Raw genomic sequence first — 20,658 nt, forward strand, 5'->3', positions numbered from 1 at the left:
CCGCCATGAAATTTTCCGTTCCCCTCGCCGCGGCAGCGTTGACCGCGGGGCTGCTGGCCGCTGTTTCGCCGTTTGCGCTCGCGCAGAATTCCCCTGGTGTGCCTGGCGGTATCCTGAGCGAACAGTTTCGCCTGAACGAGCATCCGCAGATGCCGTTCGCAGCGTCGACGCCGTCGCAGAAATACCAGAGCGGCAAGAAGTCGGCCTTGCGCCGCAAGGGCGACCTGGGCGATCCGAACGGCTGCAACCTGAAGTGTCCGACGGATAGCCAGTAACCGGGCGGACGGGTACGTCCGCAAGGGTCATGCGGCGCCGGTTCGCTTGACGGGCGTTGCGTCCATGTACTGGCCTGGCCGGTTGACCGGCGACTGCCGGAATCCCGTGCGATTCCGGTTCTGTCCGAGCCCCGCGAAGCGTTGCCGCTTCGCGGGGCTTTTGCTTTCCGGCGAATCTTCATGCGATTCGATGTCGGGCGATGCCTGCACGTGCGCATCGTCGGCCGGGCGGGCGATCTAGGGTTAACCCGTAAATCAGGAAGGATGTCTTCCAGAAACCTGCCTTATTCTTAAGCATCCGCCTACATAAACTTCGGGTTGTCAGCGATGAACAAGGTGTTCACCGCGAACACAGACAAATCTGGAGGTAGGTCATCATGAAGTCGCTCGTTCAAGCTGTTGTCGTTGCCGCTGCTCTCGTTGCCCCGGTCGTGTCGTTTGCCCAGTCCGGTTCGACGATCACCCGCGCGCAGGTTCGCGCCGAACTGGTCCAGCTGCAGCAGGCAGGTTACAACTCGGCTCGCGGCGAAGATCCGCATTATCCGGAAGCGATCCAGGCCGCAACGGCGCGTGTTGCAGAGCAACAGCGCAGCGCGCTGGCGCAAGCGCAAGGCGCCGACGCCAGCGGTTACGGTGCACAGGCGCAGGGTGCGTCGGCATCGGGTTCGCGTGCAATGGGCGTGCGCCCGGCCACCGCTGAGGAAATGAAGTCGCTGTATCGCGGCAGCTAAGCCGCACATCGCCCGGTGTGCGGGAGTGCTGGTGCGACGACGCGTCCGGCACTGCGGCACCCGGGTCGGCCGCCGCCTGGCGCGATCGATGATCGTGCGGGCGCGGCAGGACATCCGTCACCTCCTGTCGCCGGAATACCGGTGGCATTCCGCCCGGCCCGCCCGTGGCTGGGCGCTTTTTCGGAAGGGGAAGGGTGCATGCGTTTCGGCGGCAACAAAAAACCCCGCAGACTTGCGTCATGCGGGGTTCGTGCGACGAGCGCGGAATTTGGTGGAGGCGGCGGGAATCGAACCCGCGTCCAGAAGCGCTCCACGACTAGTTCTACATGTTTAGTTCAGTCATTTGATTTAACCGCAGCGACGCGGACGAACACGCTGCACTACGGCGATTCACTAGGTTTTCGACCCTGGCGTCGCGACGCCGACAGGGCTTAACTGACGTAAATGACCTCTGGCGGTATTGCTACCGGTCTTGCGACACTAGCCCGTCAGTGAACTAGGCAGAGGACGGCGGCCGTTAGGCTGCCAGTGCGAACGTATCGTCGTTTGCAGTTACGATTTTCCCATTGATTAACGAGGTGACGGGTCCTCGACATGCCCTAGCCGCTTCACAACCCCTGTCGAAACCAGGTCGCCCCCGCGGATAAGATCGACCATTATAGCCCAACATCGCGCAGCAGTTCGCGCAGTTGCTGTGTCGTGTCGACGAGATGCTGCGCTTGCCAGTCGGCCGGTGCGGCGCCGTCGCCGCAGTAGCCGTACGCGGCCGCGATCGTCGCCATGCCGGCGGCGCTGCCGGCCTGAATGTCGCGCAGATCGTCGCCGACGTAGACGATGCGTGCGGGCGCGAGCGTCAACTGGTCGGCCGCATGCAGCAGTGGGGCCGGATGCGGCTTCGGGTGCGGCGTTGTGTCGCCCCCGACGACGCAGGCCGCGCGTGGCGCGAGACCGAGCAACTCGACGAGCGGCGCCGTGAGCCGCATCGCCTTGTTCGTGACGATCCCCCAGCGCACGCCGCGCGCATCGAGTTCGTCGAGCACGTCGCCGATGCCGGGGAACAGCGTCGTATGCACACACAGATCCGTCGCGTAGTTGGCCAGGAACTCGTCGCGCATCGCTTCGTATCCGGGTGTGTGCGGATCGATGCCGAACGCGCCGCCGAGCAGGCCTCGCGCGCCAGCCGAGGCCAGCGGACGCAGCACGTCGAGCGGTGTTTCGGGCAGGTCGCGCACGCGTTGCATCTTGTTGACGGCCGCCGCGAGATCGGGGGCCGTGTCGGCGAGCGTGCCGTCCAGGTCGAACAGCACGGCATCGCAGTGCAGCAGGCGCGGTTCGTCGAGTGCAGCCCGCGCGGTCGAGAGGGGAGTCGTCATGCAGGGTGGAGGGTCATGCGCCGCGGCGGCACGCGACGAGGTAGTTGATGTCGGTGTCGTTCGACAGCGCGAAGCGCTTGCCGATCGGGTGATACGTGATGCCCTTGATCTCCACGATGTGCAGATCCGTCGCACGCACGAAGCCGGCCAGTTCCGACGGGCGGATGAAGCGCGCGTAGTCGTGCGTGCCCTTCGGCAGCATTTGCGCGATGTACTCCGCGCCGATCACGGCGAACAGGTAGGCCTTGAGGTTGCGGTTCAGCGTCGAGAAGAACACCCAGCCACCCGGCTTCACGAGCGTCGCGCACGCGGCGACGACATCGCCGGGAGACGGCACGTGCTCGAGCATCTCCATGCACGTGACGACATCGTAGGTGCCCGGTTCACGCGCGGCGATCGCTTCCGCGGCGATGGCTTCGTAGTCGACCGAGATACCGCTTTCGAGGCTGTGCAGGTCGGCGACGCCGAGCGCTTCGGTCGACAGGTCGATACCTTTCACCTGTGCGCCGAGTCCGGCCATCGATTCGGACAGGATGCCGCCGCCGCAGCCGACGTCGAGTGCACGCTTGCCGGCGAGGTGCGCATGCGCATCGATCCAGCCGAGGCGGACCGGGTTCAGGTCGTGCAGCGGCTTGAATTCGGCGTTCGGATCCCACCACCGATGGGCGAGGTCGCTGAATTTCTGGAGTTCGTGCGGATCGGCGTTGGTCATGTCGGCAAACGGGCTACGAGAGGAGGGCGGTACTGCGATTCGTCAGCCCCGAGTATATAAGAAGCGGACGAGCGGCGAAGCGGCAGGCGCCTGGACGGGCGTCAAAGAAAAAGCCCCGCCGGGGCGGGGCTTTGAAGCAGTCGAAAACCGCGGCTTAGTTTGCCGGAACGGTCGTCTTCTGGACTTCTTGCGTACCAACCACTTCGACTTCCACGCGGCGATCCGGTGCGAGGCAGGCGATGAGTTGCTTGCGGTTCTTCTGGTTGCAGCCCGTCGTGACCGGGTTGCGCTTGCCCTTGCCTTCCGTGTAGATCTTGTTGGCCGGCACACCCTTGCTGACCAGGTACGACTTCACGGCTTGCGCGCGGCGCAGCGACAGACGGTCGTTGTACTTGTCCGAACCGATGCGGTCCGTGTAGCCCGTTGCGACGACCACTTCCGTGTTCATGCCTTCGATCTTCGAAGCCAGTTCGTCCAGCTTTTGCTTGCCCAGCGGCTTGAGCGTTGCCTTGTCGAAGTCGAACAGTGCGTCAGCTTGATACGTGATCTTCTGGCTCGAGATAGCCGGAGCGACCGGAGCGACCGGCGGCTGCGGTGCCTGGGCGACCAGTGCGCCATCGCACTTCGCGTTGGCGGTGGCCGGCGTCCAGAACGCATCGCGCCAGCAGAGCTCGTTCGTGCCGTTCATCCACACCCATTCGCCCGTGCCGTTCACCCAGTTGTCATTGACGGCTTGACGCGACGCCGGCACCGACTGTGCCGAAGCGGATGCAGCCATAACTGCGGTAGCTGCAATGAACGCGAGCTTTGAAAGTTTATTCATATTTCTCCTCTCGAAATTGAGATTACCGCAGGTTTACTGCGAGCCTGTTGACGGTGACAAGTCATACATTGCTCGAAGTATAACATTGGTGCGGCACAAAAAACGCGGCACCGCTCTGTGTAGACTTCGAGCAGCGTCTAACTTTCAGTGCGTTGGCATTTTGCCATATCGTTCCCTTCCTACGAAAAAAAATCCTCCCCACCCTAAGATCGCTTCAACTTTGTGGTGCATGCGCAACACCGGCCTGCCGCAACTTTCAGAGATTGTCAAGAGTGTGTCGGCGAAATTGCGCGAATGTGCGTGGTTGTTTACTCGTGCGCGTGAAACAAGTGTGAAGGGATCGCCTGCGGCGTCGAGTCGCGCGCGATTTCGGTCGAATCGACGTGGCCGCGATTTTCGCTATTTATATATAGAGGGGGCGGCGAATTGGCGGCTGATGGGCGCATGTTAGAATCTCGCGTTGCGTTGCGCATGCAGCGCCCACGCGAAAGGCGTTCGCCGTCTTCGCTCCGAAACGATACGGATACATGGATCAATTCGCCAAAGAGACCCTGCCCACCTCCCTAGAGGAGGAAATGCGCCGTTCGTATCTCGATTACGCGATGAGCGTGATCGTCGGACGTGCCCTCCCGGATGTCCGCGATGGCCTGAAGCCCGTGCACCGGCGCGTATTGTTCGCGATGCACGAACTGAACAACGACTGGAACCGCGCGTACAAGAAGTCGGCGCGTATCGTCGGTGACGTGATCGGTAAGTACCATCCTCACGGCGACACCGCGGTGTACGACACGATCGTGCGGATGGCGCAGGACTTCTCGCTGCGTTACATGCTGATCGACGGGCAGGGCAACTTCGGCTCGATCGACGGCGACAATGCCGCGGCGATGCGTTACACCGAAATTCGCATGGCGAAGATCGGTCACGAGCTGCTCGCCGACATCGACAAGGAAACGGTCGATTTCGAGCCGAACTACGACGGCAACGAAATGCAGCCGTCGGTCCTGCCTTCGCGCATCCCGAACCTGCTGATCAACGGCTCGTCTGGCATCGCGGTCGGCATGGCGACCAACATCCCGCCGCACAACCTGAACGAAGTCGTCGACGCGTGCCAGCACCTGCTGGGTAACCCGGAAGCGACGATCGACGAGCTGATCGAGATCATCCCGGCGCCGGATTTCCCGACGGCCGGCATCATCTACGGCGTCGCCGGCGTGCGCGACGGCTACCGCACCGGGCGCGGTCGCGTCGTGATGCGCGCGGCCACGCACTTCGAGGAGATCGACCGCGGCCAGCGGATGGCGATCATCGTCGACGAGCTGCCGTACCAGGTGAACAAACGCTCGCTGCTCGAGCGGATCGCCGAGCTCGTCAACGAGAAGAAGCTCGAAGGCATCTCCGACATCCGCGACGAGTCCGACAAGAGCGGCATGCGCGTCGTGATCGAGCTCAAGCGCGGCGAAGTGCCGGAAGTGGTGCTGAACAACCTGTACAAGGCGACGCAGCTCCAGGATACGTTCGGCATGAACATGGTCGCGCTGGTCGACGGCCAGCCGAAGCTGCTGAACCTGAAGGAAATCCTGCAGTGCTTCCTGTCGCACCGACGCGAAGTGCTGACGCGCCGCACGATCTACGAACTGCGCAAGGCCCGTGAACGTGGCCATGTGCTCGAAGGTCTCGCGGTCGCGCTCGCCAACATCGACGAGTTCATCGCGATCATCAAGGCAGCGCCGACGCCGCCGATCGCGAAAGCGGAGTTGATGGCGAAGCCGTGGGATTCGTCGCTCGTGCGCGAGATGCTCACGCGCGCCGAGAGCGAGAACGCGGCGGCCGGCGGCCGCTCCGCGTACCGCCCGGAAGGCTTGAACCCGGCGTTCGGCATGCAGAGCGACGGGCTGTACCGCCTGTCCGACACGCAGGCCCAGGAAATCCTGCAGATGCGCCTGCAGCGCCTGACCGGCCTCGAGCAGGACAAGATCATCGGCGAATATCGCGAAGTGATGGCGCAGATCGCCGACCTGCTGGACATCCTCGCACGCCCCGAGCGAATCACGACGATGATCGGCGAGGAGCTGACCTCGGTGAAGGCCGAATTCGGCGACGCGCGCCGCTCGAAGATCGAGCTGAACGCGACCGAGCTGAACACCGAGGATCTGATCACGCCGCAGGACATGGTCGTCACGATGTCGCACGCGGGCTACGTGAAGTCGCAGCCGCTGTCCGAGTACCGCGCGCAGAAGCGCGGCGGCCGCGGCAAGCAGGCGACGCAGATGAAGGAAGACGACTGGATCGAGACGCTGTTCATCGCGAACACGCACGACTACATCCTGTGCTTCTCGAACCGCGGCCGCGTGTACTGGGTCAAGGTCTATGAAGTGCCGCAGGGTTCGCGCAACTCGCGCGGCCGCCCGATCGTCAACATGTTCCCGCTGCAGGAAGGCGAGAAGATCAACGTCGTGCTGCCGGTCAAGGAGTTCTCGGCCGACAAGTTCATCTTCATGGCGACGTCGCTCGGCACCGTGAAGAAGACGCCGCTCGAGGCATTCAGCCGTCCGATGAAGAAGGGCATCATCGCGGTCGGCCTCGACGAGGGCGACTTCCTGATCGGCGCGTCGATCACCGACGGTGCGCACGACGTGATGCTGTTCTCCGATTCCGGCAAGGCCGTGCGCTTCGACGAGAACGACGTGCGTCCGATGGGGCGCGAGGCGCGAGGCGTGCGCGGCATGCAGCTCGAGGACGGGCAGCAGGTCATCGCGATGCTGGTCGCGGGCAGCGAAGAGCAGACCGTGCTCACCGCGACCGAGAACGGCTACGGCAAGCGCACGCCGATCACCGAGTACACGCGTCACGGCCGCGGCACGAAGGGTATGATCGCGATCCAGACGTCGGAGCGTAACGGCAAGGTCGTGGCTGCGACGCTCGTCGACGCCGAGGATCAGATCATGCTGATCACGACGGCCGGCGTGTTGATTCGCACCCGTGTCTCGGAGATTCGCGAGATGGGGCGTGCCACGCAAGGTGTTACACTCATTAGTCTCGATGAGGGTACCAAGCTCTCCGGCCTGCAGCAGATCGCGGAGGCTGAAGAGGGCGATGGCGAGGCCGACGAGGCGTCGGACGGCGAAGCCTGAAGAACGGATGAGACTCTGGCCGCCGCGGGCGTGAAGCGCCGCGGCCGGCGAGCAACCATTCATATTTCCAAAAGGGAGTGATGATGCAAAAGCAATTCAAGCAACTGGTCCTGCTGGCTGCACTGGTGCCGACGTTCGCGATGGCGCAAGCGCTGTCGAATTCCGCACCGGCGCCTGCCGCGGCAGCTGCGCCGATCGACGCCGACAAGAAGGCTGCGATCAAGGATCTGCTCGACGCGATCGACGCGCCGAAGCTCGTGTCGGCAATCGGCAACAGCGCCGAAATGCAGGCCAAGCAACTCGTGCCGGCAATCCTGTCGGACGCGCTGTCGGAAAACAAGACGCTGAACGACAAGCAGAAGCAGGCTGCCGTTCCGACGCTGCAAAAGAACGCGGTGCCGAAGCTGGTCGACGGCGCAGGCAAGGTGTTCGGTACGCAACAGTTCCAGAACGACGCGATGTCGGCTCAGTACGACGCCTACGCGAAGTACTACAGCACGTCGGAGATCAAGGATCTGACGACGTTCTACAAGAGCCCGACGGGCCGCAAGTTCATCCAGGTTCAGGATCAGGTCGGTCGCGACGTGGTCAACGGCCTGATGCAGAAGTACATGCCGCAAGCGATCCAGGCAACGCGTACGCAGGCTGACAAGGAAGTCGCAGCAGTCAAGCCGGGCAAGTAAAGCCGTCCGGGCACGCTACCGGCCGTTCGGCCGGGTTTGGCGGGAGCCTGACGACAGTGCGATAATGGCCGTTTGCGCGCGAGCGCAAGCGGCCATTTCTTTTCTGGCGCGTTCTGCCGGCGGCGAGCCGGTCGCGTCCCTCCGAGGTTTTCACGATGCGCGTCTTTAATTTCTCCGCCGGCCCTGCGGCGATGCCCGAGGAAGTGCTGCGGCAAGCCGCCGACGAAATGCTCGACTGGCACGGCAGCGGTATGAGCGTGATGGAGATGAGCCATCGCGGCAAGGAGTTCATGTCGATCCACGAGGCCGCGCTGACCGACCTGCGCGACCTGCTCGGCGTGCCGGCAAGCCATCGGATCCTGTTCCTGCAGGGCGGCGGTATCGCCGAAAACGCGATCGTGCCGATGAACCTGCTCGGCTCGCGCAAGACGGCCGACTTCGTCGTGACGGGCTCGTGGTCGCAGAAATCGTTCAGCGAAGCGAAGAAATACGGCACGCCGCATCTCGCCGCAACCGGCAAGACGGAAGACGGCTTCACGCGTGCGCCCGCGCGCGCCGAATGGCAGCTGTCGGACGATCCGGCCTACGTGCATCTGTGCACCAACGAAACGATCGACGGCGTCGAGACGTTCGAGATTCCCGATCTCGGCGACGTGCCGCTGGTCGCGGATGTCTCGTCGCATATCCTGTCGCGTCCGATGGACGTCGCGAAGTACGGTGTGCTGTTCGGCGGTGCGCAGAAGAACATCGGGATGGCCGGTGTGACGCTCGTGATCGTGCGCGAGGACCTGCTCGACCGCTCGCTGTCGATCTGCCCGTCCGCGTTCGAATGGAAGACCATTGCCGCGAACAACTCGCTGTACAACACGCCGCCCACCTACGCGATCTACATCGCGGGTCTGGTATTCCAGTGGCTGAAGCGGCAGGGCGGTCTCGAAGCGATCGAGGCCCGCAATATCGAAAAGGCGAAGCTGCTCTACGACACGATCGATGCGAGCAGTTTCTATCTGAACAAGGTCGAGCCGGCAGCACGTTCGCGAATGAACGTGCCGTTTTTCCTGGCCGACGAAACGCGCAACGAAGACTTCCTTGCCGGCGCAAAGGCGCGCGGGCTGCTGCAGCTGAAGGGCCACAAGTCCGTCGGTGGCATGCGGGCGTCGATCTACAACGCGGTGCCGCTCGAGGGCGTGAAAGCGCTCGTCGAGTACATGAAGGACTTCGAGCAGCGCGGCGCCTGACGGCGGCGCTGTTCAAACAGCACGGCAAAACGCATGGACGACGAACTGAATTCCCGCCTGAAACCGCTGCGCGATCGCATCGACGCGATCGATGCGCAGCTGATCGCGCTCCTGAACCAGCGCGCCGCGGTGGCGCTGGAGGTGGGCGAGGTCAAGAAGCATTTCAACGCGCCGGTGTTCCGGCCGGAGCGCGAGCTGCAGGTGATCGCGCGGTTGCAGGACATGAGCGCGGGGCCGCTCGCGAGCGAGCACATCAGCGCCATCTGGCGCGAGATCATGGCCGCGAGCCGCGCGCTCGAGCAGACGATCCACGTCGCGTTCCTCGGGCCGGTCGGCACGTACAGCGAGCAGGCGATGCTCGAGTATTTCGGCCAGTCGATCGAAGGGCTGCCGTGCCCGTCGATCGACGAAGTATTCCGCTCGGTCGAGGCCGGGGCTGCTGCATACGGCATCGCGCCGGTCGAGAATTCGACCGAAGGCGCCGTTTCGCGCACGCTCGACCTGCTGCTGCAGACGCAACTGCTGATCAGCGGTGAGCTCGCGCTGCCGATCCATCACAACCTGCTGACGCAGGGCGGCACGCTCGACGGCGTGAAGCGCGTCTGCGCGCATGCGCAGGCGCTTGCGCAATGCCAGCAGTGGCTCGCGGCGAATGCGCCGCAGCTCGAGCGGCAGGCCGTGGCGAGCAATGCGGAGGCCGCGCGTCTCGCGGCGGCCGATCCGACCGTCGCGGCGATCGCGGGCGACCGTGCGGCCGCGCACTACGGATTGCAGATCGCGTTCTCGCTGATCCAGGACGATCCGCACAACCGCACGCGCTTCGTCATCGTCGGCAAGCAGCCGGCCGGGCAAAGCGGTCACGACCAGACGTCGCTGATCGTGTCGGTGAAGAACGAGCCGGGCGCCGTGTTCAAGCTGCTCGAGCCGCTCGCGCGGCACGGCGTGTCGATGACGCGCTTCGAGTCGCGCCCGGCGCGCGTCGGCACGTGGGAGTACTACTTCTACATCGATATCGAAGGGCACCGGGACGATGCGGCGGTAGCGGCCGCGCTCGCGGAACTCGGCCAGAAGGCCGCGTTCCTGAAGATACTCGGTTCGTATCCGCGCGCACGCTGAAACGCGGCGGCCCGTCGCCTGCCCGGGCAGGCGTTGCGGCGAGGCGGGCAGGGCAGGCCGGTCGGCGCTGCCGAAGGCGGGTTCGGCCCGCGTCCGGCGCAGGTTGCGCCGGGTGCGGGCCCGTTGCCCGGAATCTGGAATTCCGCATGCGGGGCGTCGTTCCGCGCGCGTAACTTGGCTCTTGTCGTGTCAGGCTTTGCATTCAACAAACTGGTCATTTTCGGCGTCGGCCTGATCGGCGGATCGCTGGCCCGCGCGCTGCGCGAACGCGCGCCGGGCGGTGCGGGCGAGGTCGTCGGCGTGGGCCGTTCGCGTGCGTCGGTCGAGCGCGCGCTCGCGCTCGGCGTGATCGATCGCGCGGCGGCACTCGACGATGACGCGCAATTGCGCGATGCGCTGGCCGGCGCCGATCTCGTGCTGCTGGCGGCACCCGTTGCGCAAACGGGCCCGTTGCTTACGCGCATCGCGCCGTGGCTTGAAGAGGCGACGATCGTCACCGATGCCGGCAGCACCAAGTCCGATGTCGTCGCGGCCGCGCGCGACGCGCTCGGCGCACGCATCGCGCAGTTCGTGCCGGGGCATCCGATTGCCGGTCGCGAGTCGAGCGGCGTCGAGGCCGCGTTGCCGGATCTGTACGTCGGCCGCAACGTGGTGCTGTGCCCGCTGCCGGAGAATGCGCCCGAATCCGTCGCGCGGATCGACGCGATGTGGCGCGCGACCGGCGCCGACGTGCGCACGATGAGCACGGAGCAGCACGATCGCGTGTTTGCGTCGATCAGCCATTTGCCGCACGTGCTGTCGTTCGCGCTCGTCGAGCAGATTCTTGGCGAGGCCGACGCGGAACTCAAATTCTCGTACGCGGCGGGCGGTTTCCGCGATTTCACGCGCATCGCGGCGTCGAACCCGGAGATGTGGCGCGACGTGTGCGTCGCGAATCGCGCGGCGCTGCTCGACGAGCTCGACGGCTATACGCGCGTGCTCACGCGGCTGCGTGCGGCGATCGACGCCGGCGACGGCGCGGCGCTCGAAGCCGTGTTCACGCGTTCGCGCGCTGCGCGCAAGGCATGGCAGGAGCGCGGCGGCGCGCCCGCTGCCGAACCGGTCAAGAAATAACAGGACGATTCCCATGGACTATCTCGATCTCGGCCCGTACTCCAGCGCATCGGGCACCGTGCATCTGCCCGGCTCGAAGAGCATTTCGAACCGCGTGCTGCTGCTCGCGGCGCTGGCCGAAGGCGAAACGACGATCACCAACCTGCTCGACTCCGACGACACGCGCGTGATGCTCGACGCACTCGGCAAGCTCGGCGTGAAGCTCGCGCGCGACGGCGACACCTGTGTCGTCACGGGCACGCGCGGCGCATTCACCGCGAAGACGGCCGACCTGTTCCTCGGCAACGCGGGCACGGCCGTGCGGCCGCTGACCGCCGCGCTCGCGGTGAACGGCGGCGACTATCGCGTGCACGGCGTGCCGCGCATGCACGAGCGACCGATCGGCGATCTCGTCGACGGCCTGCGCCAGATCGGCGCGCAGATCGACTACGAGCTGAACGAAGGCTTCCCGCCGCTGCGGATCAAGCCTGCGACGATCTCGGTCGATGCGCCGATCCGCGTGCGCGGCGACGTGTCGAGCCAGTTCCTCACGGCGCTCCTGATGACGCTGCCGCTCGTGAAGGCGAAGGACGGCCGGATCGTCGTCGAGATCGACGGCGAGCTGATCTCGAAGCCGTACATCGACATCACGATCCGGCTGATGGAGCGCTTCGGCGTGACCGTCGAACGCGACGGCTGGCAGCGCTTCGTCGTGCCGGCCGGGGTTCGCTACAAATCGCCGGGGCAGATCATGGTCGAGGGCGACGCATCGTCGGCGTCGTATTTTCTCGCGGCCGGCGCGCTCGGCGGCGGGCCGCTGCGTGTCGAGGGCGTGGGGCGCGCGAGCATCCAGGGCGACGTCGGCTTCGCGAACGCGCTGATGCAGATGGGCGCGAACGTGACGATGGGCGACGACTGGATCGAAGTGCGCGGCATCGGCCACGACCACGGCAAGCTCGAGCCGATCGACATGGATTTCAACCTGATTCCCGATGCGGCGATGACGATCGCGGTCGCGGCGCTGTTCGCCGACGGCCCGAGCACGTTGCGCAACATCGCAAGCTGGCGTGTGAAGGAAACCGACCGCATCGCGGCGATGGCGACCGAACTGCGCAAGGTCGGCGCGATTGTCGAGGAAGGTCCTGACTATCTCGTCGTCACGCCGCCGGAAAAGCTCACGCCGAACGCGGCGATCGACACGTACGACGATCACCGGATGGCGATGTGCTTCTCGCTCGTCAGCCTGGGCGGTGTGCCCGTGCGGATCAACGATCCGAAGTGCGTCGGCAAGACGTTCCCCGACTATTTCGACCGCTTCGCCGCGCTCGCCAAAGCCTGACCCGACTGTTCCGATGAAATCGACCCGACCCTTTCACCCGACTCCCGTCATCACGATCGACGGTCCCACTGCTTCCGGCAAGGGCACCGTCGCCGCGCTCGTCGCCGCGCATCTCGGCTTCCACCTGCTCGACAGCGGCGCGCTGTACCGCCTCGCCGCGCTCGCGAGCGTGCGCTACGGCATCGCGGCAGAGGACATCGACGCGCTGGTGAAGCTGATCGACGATCTCCACATCACGTTCCGGGAGGGCTGCGCGCAACTCGACGGTGTCGATGTGTCGAACGACATCCGTGCCGAAGCGGTCGGCAACCGCGCATCGGCGATTGCCGTGCATGGGCCGGTGCGCACCGCGCTCGTCGCGCGTCAGCGCGCGTTCCGCAAGACGCCGGGCCTCGTTGCAGACGGGCGCGACATGGGCACCGTGATCTTCCCGGACGCCGTGTTGAAGGTGTTCCTGACGGCCAGCGCCGAGGCGCGTGCGACCAGGCGGCATAAGCAATTGATGCAAAAAGGTTTTTCTGCTAATATAGATGACTTGCTCCGGGATCTTCGTGAACGTGATGCGCGCGACAGCAATCGCGCGGCCGCGCCGCTGAAGCCTGCGGCAGATGCCAAGCTGCTCGATACGTCGGCGCTTTCGGTCGATGAAGCTGTCGACCAGGTGCTGCAGTGGTACCGGGCGCTCGGCCAGCCCGCCTGAGAAGGCGGGTAGCAGTAGGTGTTCCGCGTCGCAAGCGCGGAGCGTGTTTCGAACCCTTAACCCCGTGTGGTCATCGATCTGGCCCTTTCAGCCTGCCATTCCGGCCGGCGTGGCACAGCGATCCATGCACAATCAGATTTTTATGTCCGACCTGCAAACCTCCACCCCGAATACTGAATCTTTCGCGGCTCTGTTCGAAGAGTCGCTGACCCGCCAAGACATGCGCGCCGGCGAAGTGATTTCCGCCGAAGTCGTGCGCGTCGACCACAACTTCGTGGTCGTCAATGCAGGCCTGAAGTCCGAGGCTTACATTCCGATCGAGGAATTCCTGAACGATCAGGGCGAGGTTGAGGTGCAGTCGGGCGATTTCGTGTCCGTCGCGATCGACGCACTCGAAAACGGCTACGGCGACACGATCCTGTCGCGCGACAAGGCGAAGCGCCTTGCATCGTGGCTGTCGCTGGAAAAGGCTCTCGACAACAACGAACTCGTCACCGGCACGATCACCGGCAAGGTGAAGGGCGGCATGACCGTGATGGTCAACGGCATCCGTGCGTTCCTGCCGGGTTCGCTGGTCGACACGCGTCCGGTCAAGGACACGACCCCGTACGAAGGCAAGACGCTCGAGTTCCGCGTGATCAAGCTCGATCGCAAGCGTAACAACGTCGTGCTGTCGCGTCGTGCAGTGATCGAAGCAACCCAAGGCGAAGAGCGCGCGAAGCTGCTCGAGACGCTGAAGGAAGGCGCGATCGTCAACGGCGTGGTCAAGAACATCACCGACTACGGCGCGTTCGTCGACCTCGGCGGCATCGACGGCCTGCTGCACATCACCGACATCGCATGGCGTCGTGTGCGTCACCCGAGCGAAGTCCTGTCGGTTGGCCAGGAAGTCACCGCGAAGATCCTCAAGTTCGACCAAGAGAAGAACCGCGTCTCGCTGGGCATCAAGCAACTGGGCGACGATCCGTGGGAAGGCATCTCGCGCCGTTACCCGTCGGGCACGCGCCTGTTCGGCAAGGTCACGAACATCACCGACTACGGCGCATTCGTCGAAGTGGAATCGGGCATCGAAGGCCTCGTCCACGTGTCGGAAATGGACTGGACCAACAAGAACGTTGCTCCGTCGAAGGTTGTCCAGCTGGGCGACGAAGTCGAAGTCATGGTCCTCGAGATCGACGAAGACCGCCGTCGTATCAGCCTCGGCATGAAGCAGTGCAAGCCGAATCCGTGGGATGACTTCAGCCGCAACTTCAAGAAGGGCGACAAGATCACGGGCGCAATCAAGTCGATCACCGACTTCGGCGTGTTCATCGGTCTGCCGGGCGGCATCGACGGCCTGGTCCACCTGTCGGACCTGTCGTGGAGCGAAGCCGGCGAAGAAGCCGTTCGCAAGTACAAGAAGGGCGACGAAGTCGAGGCGATCGTGCTCGGTATCGACGTCGAGAAGGAGCGTATTTCGCTCGGCATCAAGCAGCTCGAAGGCGACCCGTTCAGCAACTACGTTGCAATGAACGACAAGGGCTCGATCGTCGACGGCGTCGTGAAGACGGTCGATGCGAAGGGTGCGGTCGTCACGCTGACGGGCGACATCGAAGGCTACCTGCGTGCGTCGGAAATCTCGCAGGATCGCGTCGAAGACGCACGCAACGTGCTGAAGGAAGGCGACAAGGTCAACGCGATGGTGATCAACATCGATCGCAAGTCGCGCGGCATCAACCTGTCGATCAAGGCGAAGGATTCGGCTGAACAACAGGAAGCGATCCGCGGCCTGCAGTCGGACACCAGCGCTGCTGCGACCGGTACGACCAACCTCGGCGCGCTGCTGAAGGCGAAGCTCGACGGCCAGAACCAGTAAGCCTCACGAGGTCTGCTGAAGTATGACCAAATCCGAGTTGGTCGCGCAGCTGGCATCGCGATTTCCGCAACTTGTCCTCAAGGATGCGGATTTCGCGGTGAAAACGATGCTCGATGCGATGTCTGACGCTCTGGCGAAAGGGCATCGCATCGAAATTCGGGGTTTCGGCAGCTTTGGCCTCAACCGTCGCCCGGCGCGCGTCGGACGCAACCCGAAGTCAGGGGAGAAAGTGCAGGTGCCCGAGAAGTTCGTGCCGCACTTCAAGCCTGGCAAGGAATTGCGGGAACGCGTCGACGGCCGCGCCGGTGAACCGCTGAAGGCTGACGATCCGGACGACGAGCGTTGAGCGTCACCCGGATTGCCCGGAACCCATCCGGCGAAGGCTGAAAAGAAAAGCGCCCCTAGCGGGCGCTTTTTTCATTTCCGGCGAATGCGACGCAACGGGTGCGAGCAGGATGTGCGCAGCCGCGGAAACGCTTCCTTTACAATACGGGTCGATTCGGCGCGACGAAGGGGAGTCGCGCGCCGCGGCAAACCTCAACAAAGAGAGGGCTTCATGAAGTTTATCGTCTGGCTGATCCGGGTATTGGTGTTCGTACTGCTGCTGGTGCTTGCGCTGGCCAATACGCAAACTGCGACGCTGAATTTCGTGGCCGGCTATTCATGGCAGGCGCCGCTGATCCTGATCGGCCTCGCGTTCTTCGCCGTGGGGCTGCTGGCTGGCTTGCTGTCCGCGCTGCCTTCGATCTTCCGCCTGCGTCTCGAGAACGGGCGCCTGAAGCGCGATCTGCGCGCGGCGCGCGAAACGCCGGCCGTCATCGACCAGCCGCCGATGCCGCCCGTCATTTAACACGGACGCCGCGCGATCATCGCGCGGTTTTCGTCTCTGCTTCGATATTTCGCATGGATCTGGATTTCTGGTGGTTGCTCGCGATTCCGGTCGCGTTTGCGCTCGGTTGGGCGGCGTCACGCTATGACCTTAAGAATCTCCTGTCGGAGAGTGCCAACCTGCCGCGCTCGTATTTCCGCGGCCTGAATTTTCTGTTGAACGAACAACCCGACAAGGCGATCGACGCGTTCATCGAGGTCGCCAAGCTGGATCCCGAGACGGTCGAGCTGCACTTCGCACTCGGCAACCTGTTTCGCCGCCGCGGCGAAACCGACCGCGCGATCCGCGTGCACCAGAACCTGCTGAGCCGCACGGACCTGCCGGTCAACGAGCGCGACCACGCACTGTACGAACTCGGCCAGGACTTCCTGAAGGCCGGCCTGCTCGATCGCGCCGAGGAGGCGTTCCACAAACTCGCCGACGGCGATTACGCGCTCGGCGCGCAGCGGGCGCTGCTGACGATCTACGAGATCGAGAAGGACTGGAACAAGTCGATCGATACGGCGAAGCGCATCGAGTCGATGAGCGACAAACCGCTCGGCGTCGAAATTGCGCAGTTTCACTGCGAACTTGCGCAGGACGCGCTGCAGCGCAAGAACGCGGCAGCGGCTGCCGAACAGTTGCGCCTCGCGTTGACCGTGAACCCGCAGAACGTTCGCGCGACGATCCTCTCCGGCGACGCCGCGGCGGCCGAGGGCAACCATGCGGCCGCGATCGAGCACTGGAAGCGCGTCGAAGCACAGAATCCGGCGTACCTGCCGCTCGTCGCCGACAAGCTGATGAAGGCGTACGTCGCGCTCGGCAAGAACGCCGAAGGCGCCGAGCTGCTGATGGGCTATGTCGACCGCTATCCGTCGAACGACCTGCTCGACATCGCATACCAGCACATCGCGGGCTTGCGCGGCCAGGACGCGGCGCACACGCTCGCGCGCACGCAGATGGAGAAGTCGCCGAACCTGTCGGGGATGCTGCACCTGCTCGATGCGCAGATCGCGGCGGCCGACGAACCGCGCCGTAAGGAACTTGAAATGATGCGTGCGCTGATCAAGCAGCGCACCAAGAATTTGCCACGGTATACGTGCCAGAATTGCGGTTTCCGGGCGCGCAATTTCTACTGGCAGTGTCCGGGCTGCAGCGGCTGGGAAACCTATGCGCCGCGTCGCGTCGATCCTGCGATGCCGGGCTGATCCCGGCACGCGGAGCCAACGCACTGCGGTTGCCGCCGGGTTCGTCCCGGCGGCCAAGTTAGTCAATTACCGGGAAGTACCGGAACATCTATGAAAATCACCATCATCGGCACCGGCTATGTCGGTCTCGTCACGGGCGCCTGCCTGGCGGAGATCGGCCACGACGTCTTCTGCCTCGACGTCGATCCGCGCAAGATCGACATCCTGAACAACGGCGGGATGCCGATTCACGAACCTGGGCTGCTGGACATCATCGCGCGCAACCGCGCGGCGGGGCGCTTGCGCTTCTCGACCGACATCGAGGCAAGCGTCGCGCACGGCGAGATCCAGTTCATCGCCGTCGGCACGCCGCCCGACGAGGACGGCTCGGCCGACCTGCAGTACGTGCTCGAAGCCGCGCGCAACATCGGCCGCCACATGACGGGCTTCAAGGTGATCGTCGACAAGTCGACCGTGCCGGTCGGTACTGCACAGCGCGTGCGCGGCGTGGTCGACGAAGCGCTTGCCGCCCGCGGGCTGGCGGGCAGCGTCGCACATCGCTTCTCGGTCGTGTCGAACCCGGAGTTCCTGAAGGAAGGCGCCGCGGTCGAGGACTTCATGCGTCCGGACCGGATCATCATCGGCGTCGACGACGACGAGACGGGCACGATCGCGCGCGAGAAGATGAAGAAGCTTTACGCGCCGTTCAACCGCAACCATGAGCGCACGATCTACATGGACGTGCGTTCGGCGGAATTCGCGAAATATGCGGCGAATGCGATGCTTGCAACGCGTATCTCGTTCATGAACGAGATGTCGAATCTCGCCGACAAGGTCGGCGCCGACATCGAGGCCGTGCGCCGCGGGATCGGCTCCGATCCGCGCATCGGCTATCACTTCCTGTACGCCGGCGTCGGCTACGGCGGCTCGTGCTTCCCGAAGGACGTCCAGGCGCTGATTCGCACGGCCGGCGAGAACGGCCAGCCGTTGCGCATCCTGGAAGCCGTCGAGGCGGCCAACCATGCGCAGAAGGACGTGCTGATCGGCAAGATCGAGCAGCGCTTCGGTGCCGACCTGACCGGCCGCGAGTTCGCGGTCTGGGGCCTGGCGTTCAAGCCGAACACCGATGACATGCGCGAGGCGCCGAGCCGCCGCCTGATCGCCGCGCTGCTCGAACGCGGCGCGACCGTGCGTGCGTACGATCCGGTCGCGATCGACGAGGCGCGGCGCGTGTTTGCGCTCGACTTCGATACCGATCCTGGCGCGCTGGCGCGGCTCCATCTCGTCGACACGCAGGACATCGCCGTGACAGGCGCGGACGCGCTCGTGATCGTGACCGAGTGGAAGGAATTCCGGAGCCCCGATTTCACGCGCCTGAAGGCTGAACTGAAGGCGCCGGTGATCTTCGACGGGCGCAACCTGTACGAGCCGGATGCGATGGCCGAACTGGGCATCGACTACTACGCGATCGGCCGGCCGTATGTCGATCCCCAGTCGTCCTCCCGTGGCTGATCACACGATGAATACTCTCCGCGAGGTCGTTCCGGTACCGCGTGCGCAACTCGCGCGCTCGCGCGTGCTTGTCGTCGGCGACGTGATGCTCGACCGTTACTGGTTCGGCAACGTCGATCGCATTTCGCCCGAGGCGCCCGTGCCGGTCGTGCACGTGCAGCGCCAGGAAGAGCGGCTCGGCGGTGCGGCCAACGTCGCACGCAACGCCGTGACGCTCGGCGGCCAGGCCGGGTTGCTGTGCGTCGTCGGGTGCGACGAACCCGGCGAGCGCATCGTCGAACTGCTCGGCAGCAGCGGCGTGACGCCGCATCTCGAACGCGACCCGGCGCTGCCGACCACGATCAAGCTGCGTGTGCTCGCGCGCCAGCAGCAACTGCTGCGCGTCGACTTCGAGGCCATGCCGACGCACGAGGTGCTGCTCGCGGGGCTCGCGCGCTTCGATGCGCTGCTGCCGCAGCACGACGTCGTGCTGATGTCGGATTACGCGAAAGGCGGCCTGACGCACGTCACGACGATGATCGAGAAGGCGCGCGCGGCCGGCAAGTCCGTCCTCGTCGACCCGAAGGGCGACGACTGGGCGCGCTATCGCGGTGCGTCGCTGATCACGCCGAATCGCGCGGAATTGCGCGAAGTGGTCGGGCAGTGGAAATCGGAAGACGATCTGCGCGCACGTGTCGCGAAGCTGCGCGCGGAACTCGACATCGACGCGCTGCTGCTCACGCGTTCGGAAGAAGGCATGACGCTGTTTTCCGCCACCGGCGAACTGCACGCGCCGGCGCTCGCGCGCGAGGTGTTCGACGTGTCGGGCGCGGGCGATACCGTGATCGCGACGGTCGCGACGATGCTCGGCGCAGGCGTGCCGCTCGTCGACGCCGTCGTGCTCGCGAATCGCGCGGCAGGCATCGTGGTCGGCAAGCTCGGCACGGCCACGGTGGACTACGACGAACTGTTTCATTGAGCGCATGCGGCGGCGCGATGAGCGCGCCGCACGCATGGCTCGCACTTTTCAGGCAGGACGATCATGACCCTCATCGTCACCGGCGCAGCCGGTTTTATCGGCGCGAACATCGTCAAGGCGCTCAACGAGCGCGGCGAGACGCGCATCATCGCGGTCGACAACCTGACGCGCGCGGACAAGTTCCGGAATCTCGTCGATTGCGAAATCGACGACTATCTGGACAAGTCGGAATTCGTCGAACGTTTCGCACGCGGCGATTTCGGCAAGGTACGCGCGGTGTTCCACGAAGGTGCGTGCTCGGACACGATGGAAACCGACGGCCGCTACATGATGGACAACAACTTCCGCTACAGCCGCGCGTTGCTCGACACCTGCCTCGCACAGGGCACGCAGTTCCTGTACGCGTCGTCGGCGGCGACCTACGGCGGCTCGACGCGATTCGTCGAGGAGCGCGACGTCGAGGCGCCGCTGAATGTCTACGGCTATTCGAAGTTCCTGTTCGACCAGGTGATCCGTCGTGTGCTGCCGACCGCGCAGAGCCAGATCGCGGGCTTCCGCTACTTCAACGTGTACGGCCCGCGCGAGACGCACAAGGGCCGCATGGCATCGGTCGCGTTCCACAACTTCAACCAGTTCCGCGCGGAAGGCAAGGTGAAGCTGTTCGGCGAGTACAACGGCTACGCACCGGGCGAGCAGACGCGTGACTTCGTGTCGATCGAGGACGTGACGAAGGTCAACCTGTTCTTCTTCGATCATCCGGAGAAGTCGGGCATCTTCAACCTCGGGACCGGCCGTGCGCAGCCGTTCAACGATATCGCGTCGACGGTCGTGAATACGTTGCGCGCGCTCGACAACCTGCCGCCGCTGACGCTCGCGCAGCAGGTCGAGCAAGGGCTGATCGAATACGTGCCGTTCCCCGATGCGCTGCGCGGCAAGTACCAGTGCTTCACGCAGGCCGACCAGACGAAACTGCGTGCGGCCGGTTACGACGCACCGTTCCTGACCGTGCAGGAAGGCGTCGACCGCTACGTGCGTTGGCTATCCGGCCAGGTTTAAACGGAAGCG

The 20,658-nt window shown here is 64.5% G+C and carries 19 protein-coding genes and 1 other RNA gene; 16 read left to right on the forward strand and 4 right to left on the reverse strand.

Annotated features, from left to right (window positions below; genetic code table 11):
• The first annotated feature begins 5 nt into the window (after positions 1–5).
• Together DPV79_RS24965 and DPV79_RS24975 are read left to right on the forward strand one after the other, a co-directional pair.
• Positions 6–275, forward strand: coding sequence for a hypothetical protein (locus tag DPV79_RS24965; RefSeq protein ID WP_059685548.1), 270 nt, complete (start codon positions 6–8; stop codon positions 273–275).
• A 377-nt stretch (positions 276–652) separates the two neighbouring features.
• The gene (locus DPV79_RS24975; protein WP_011351324.1) at positions 653–1,006 is read left to right on the forward strand and encodes a DUF4148 domain-containing protein; all 354 of its coding nucleotides are present in this window, start codon (positions 653–655) and stop codon (positions 1,004–1,006) included.
• 269 nt (positions 1,007–1,275) lie between these two features.
• Here the strand turns inward: DPV79_RS24975 and ssrA are convergent.
• The 4 genes from ssrA to ompA form a co-directional block, all read right to left on the reverse strand.
• Positions 1,276–1,645, reverse strand: a transfer-messenger RNA (tmRNA) gene (gene ssrA, locus DPV79_RS24980).
• A gap of 17 nt (positions 1,646–1,662) precedes the next feature.
• Entirely contained in the window at positions 1,663–2,379 is a 717-nt protein-coding gene (gph, locus tag DPV79_RS24985; RefSeq protein WP_048024353.1) for a phosphoglycolate phosphatase, read from the reverse strand.
• Positions 2,380–2,392: 13 nt separating this feature from the next.
• Positions 2,393–3,091 (reverse strand): bifunctional 2-polyprenyl-6-hydroxyphenol methylase/3-demethylubiquinol 3-O-methyltransferase UbiG, encoded by a 699-nt coding sequence (gene ubiG / locus DPV79_RS24990; protein ID WP_021157466.1) that lies wholly within the window; start codon positions 3,089–3,091, stop codon positions 2,393–2,395.
• A gap of 154 nt (positions 3,092–3,245) precedes the next feature.
• Positions 3,246–3,914: an outer membrane protein OmpA gene (gene ompA / locus DPV79_RS24995; RefSeq protein ID WP_021157465.1), complete on the reverse strand. Its 669-nt coding sequence runs from the start codon at positions 3,912–3,914 to the stop codon at positions 3,246–3,248.
• 527 nt (positions 3,915–4,441) lie between these two features.
• Between ompA and gyrA the strand changes: the two genes are divergently transcribed.
• From gyrA to rfaD, 14 genes are all read left to right on the forward strand, one after another.
• Positions 4,442–7,045: a DNA gyrase subunit A gene (gyrA, locus tag DPV79_RS25000; protein ID WP_042973437.1), complete on the forward strand. Its 2,604-nt coding sequence runs from the start codon at positions 4,442–4,444 to the stop codon at positions 7,043–7,045.
• Between the two features lie 83 nt (positions 7,046–7,128).
• On the forward strand, positions 7,129–7,728 hold the full coding sequence (locus DPV79_RS25005; protein WP_021157463.1) for a DUF2059 domain-containing protein: 600 nt from the start codon (positions 7,129–7,131) through the stop codon (positions 7,726–7,728).
• A 155-nt stretch (positions 7,729–7,883) separates the two neighbouring features.
• Entirely contained in the window at positions 7,884–8,966 is a 1,083-nt protein-coding gene (serC, locus tag DPV79_RS25010; protein WP_021157462.1) for a 3-phosphoserine/phosphohydroxythreonine transaminase, read from the forward strand.
• Between the two features lie 33 nt (positions 8,967–8,999).
• Entirely contained in the window at positions 9,000–10,082 is a 1,083-nt protein-coding gene (pheA, locus tag DPV79_RS25015; RefSeq protein WP_048024358.1) for a prephenate dehydratase, read from the forward strand.
• 186 nt (positions 10,083–10,268) lie between these two features.
• A complete protein-coding gene (locus tag DPV79_RS25020) occupies positions 10,269–11,195 on the forward strand; it encodes a prephenate dehydrogenase/arogenate dehydrogenase family protein (protein ID WP_113046723.1) in 927 nt (308 codons plus the stop codon).
• A 13-nt stretch (positions 11,196–11,208) separates the two neighbouring features.
• Positions 11,209–12,513, forward strand: coding sequence for a 3-phosphoshikimate 1-carboxyvinyltransferase (gene aroA / locus DPV79_RS25025; protein WP_059685540.1), 1,305 nt, complete (start codon positions 11,209–11,211; stop codon positions 12,511–12,513).
• A 13-nt stretch (positions 12,514–12,526) separates the two neighbouring features.
• Positions 12,527–13,213, forward strand: a complete 687-nt coding sequence (gene cmk / locus DPV79_RS25030) for a (d)CMP kinase (RefSeq protein ID WP_006476573.1) — start codon at positions 12,527–12,529, stop codon at positions 13,211–13,213.
• A 142-nt stretch (positions 13,214–13,355) separates the two neighbouring features.
• The gene (rpsA, locus tag DPV79_RS25035) at positions 13,356–15,068 is read left to right on the forward strand and encodes a 30S ribosomal protein S1 (RefSeq protein WP_027788061.1); all 1,713 of its coding nucleotides are present in this window, start codon (positions 13,356–13,358) and stop codon (positions 15,066–15,068) included.
• Positions 15,069–15,090: 22 nt separating this feature from the next.
• Positions 15,091–15,414: an integration host factor subunit beta gene (locus DPV79_RS25040; RefSeq protein WP_006486894.1), complete on the forward strand. Its 324-nt coding sequence runs from the start codon at positions 15,091–15,093 to the stop codon at positions 15,412–15,414.
• A gap of 210 nt (positions 15,415–15,624) precedes the next feature.
• Positions 15,625–15,918, forward strand: a complete 294-nt coding sequence (locus DPV79_RS25045; RefSeq protein ID WP_021157458.1) for a lipopolysaccharide assembly protein LapA domain-containing protein — start codon at positions 15,625–15,627, stop codon at positions 15,916–15,918.
• 53 nt (positions 15,919–15,971) lie between these two features.
• Complete coding sequence (gene lapB, locus DPV79_RS25050; protein WP_059485227.1) at positions 15,972–17,144, forward strand: lipopolysaccharide assembly protein LapB; 1,173 nt, start codon at positions 15,972–15,974, stop codon at positions 17,142–17,144.
• A 90-nt stretch (positions 17,145–17,234) separates the two neighbouring features.
• A complete protein-coding gene (locus DPV79_RS25055; RefSeq protein ID WP_021157456.1) occupies positions 17,235–18,635 on the forward strand; it encodes a UDP-glucose dehydrogenase family protein in 1,401 nt (466 codons plus the stop codon).
• Positions 18,636–18,642: 7 nt separating this feature from the next.
• Positions 18,643–19,593, forward strand: a complete 951-nt coding sequence (gene rfaE1, locus DPV79_RS25060) for a D-glycero-beta-D-manno-heptose-7-phosphate kinase (RefSeq protein ID WP_051363294.1) — start codon at positions 18,643–18,645, stop codon at positions 19,591–19,593.
• A gap of 63 nt (positions 19,594–19,656) precedes the next feature.
• Entirely contained in the window at positions 19,657–20,649 is a 993-nt protein-coding gene (gene rfaD / locus DPV79_RS25065; protein WP_048024367.1) for an ADP-glyceromanno-heptose 6-epimerase, read from the forward strand.
• Positions 20,650–20,658: the final 9 nt, after the last annotated feature.

It is taken from the genome of Burkholderia reimsis, from assembly GCF_003294055.1.
GTDB classification, from domain to species: domain Bacteria; phylum Pseudomonadota; class Gammaproteobacteria; order Burkholderiales; family Burkholderiaceae; genus Burkholderia; species Burkholderia cepacia.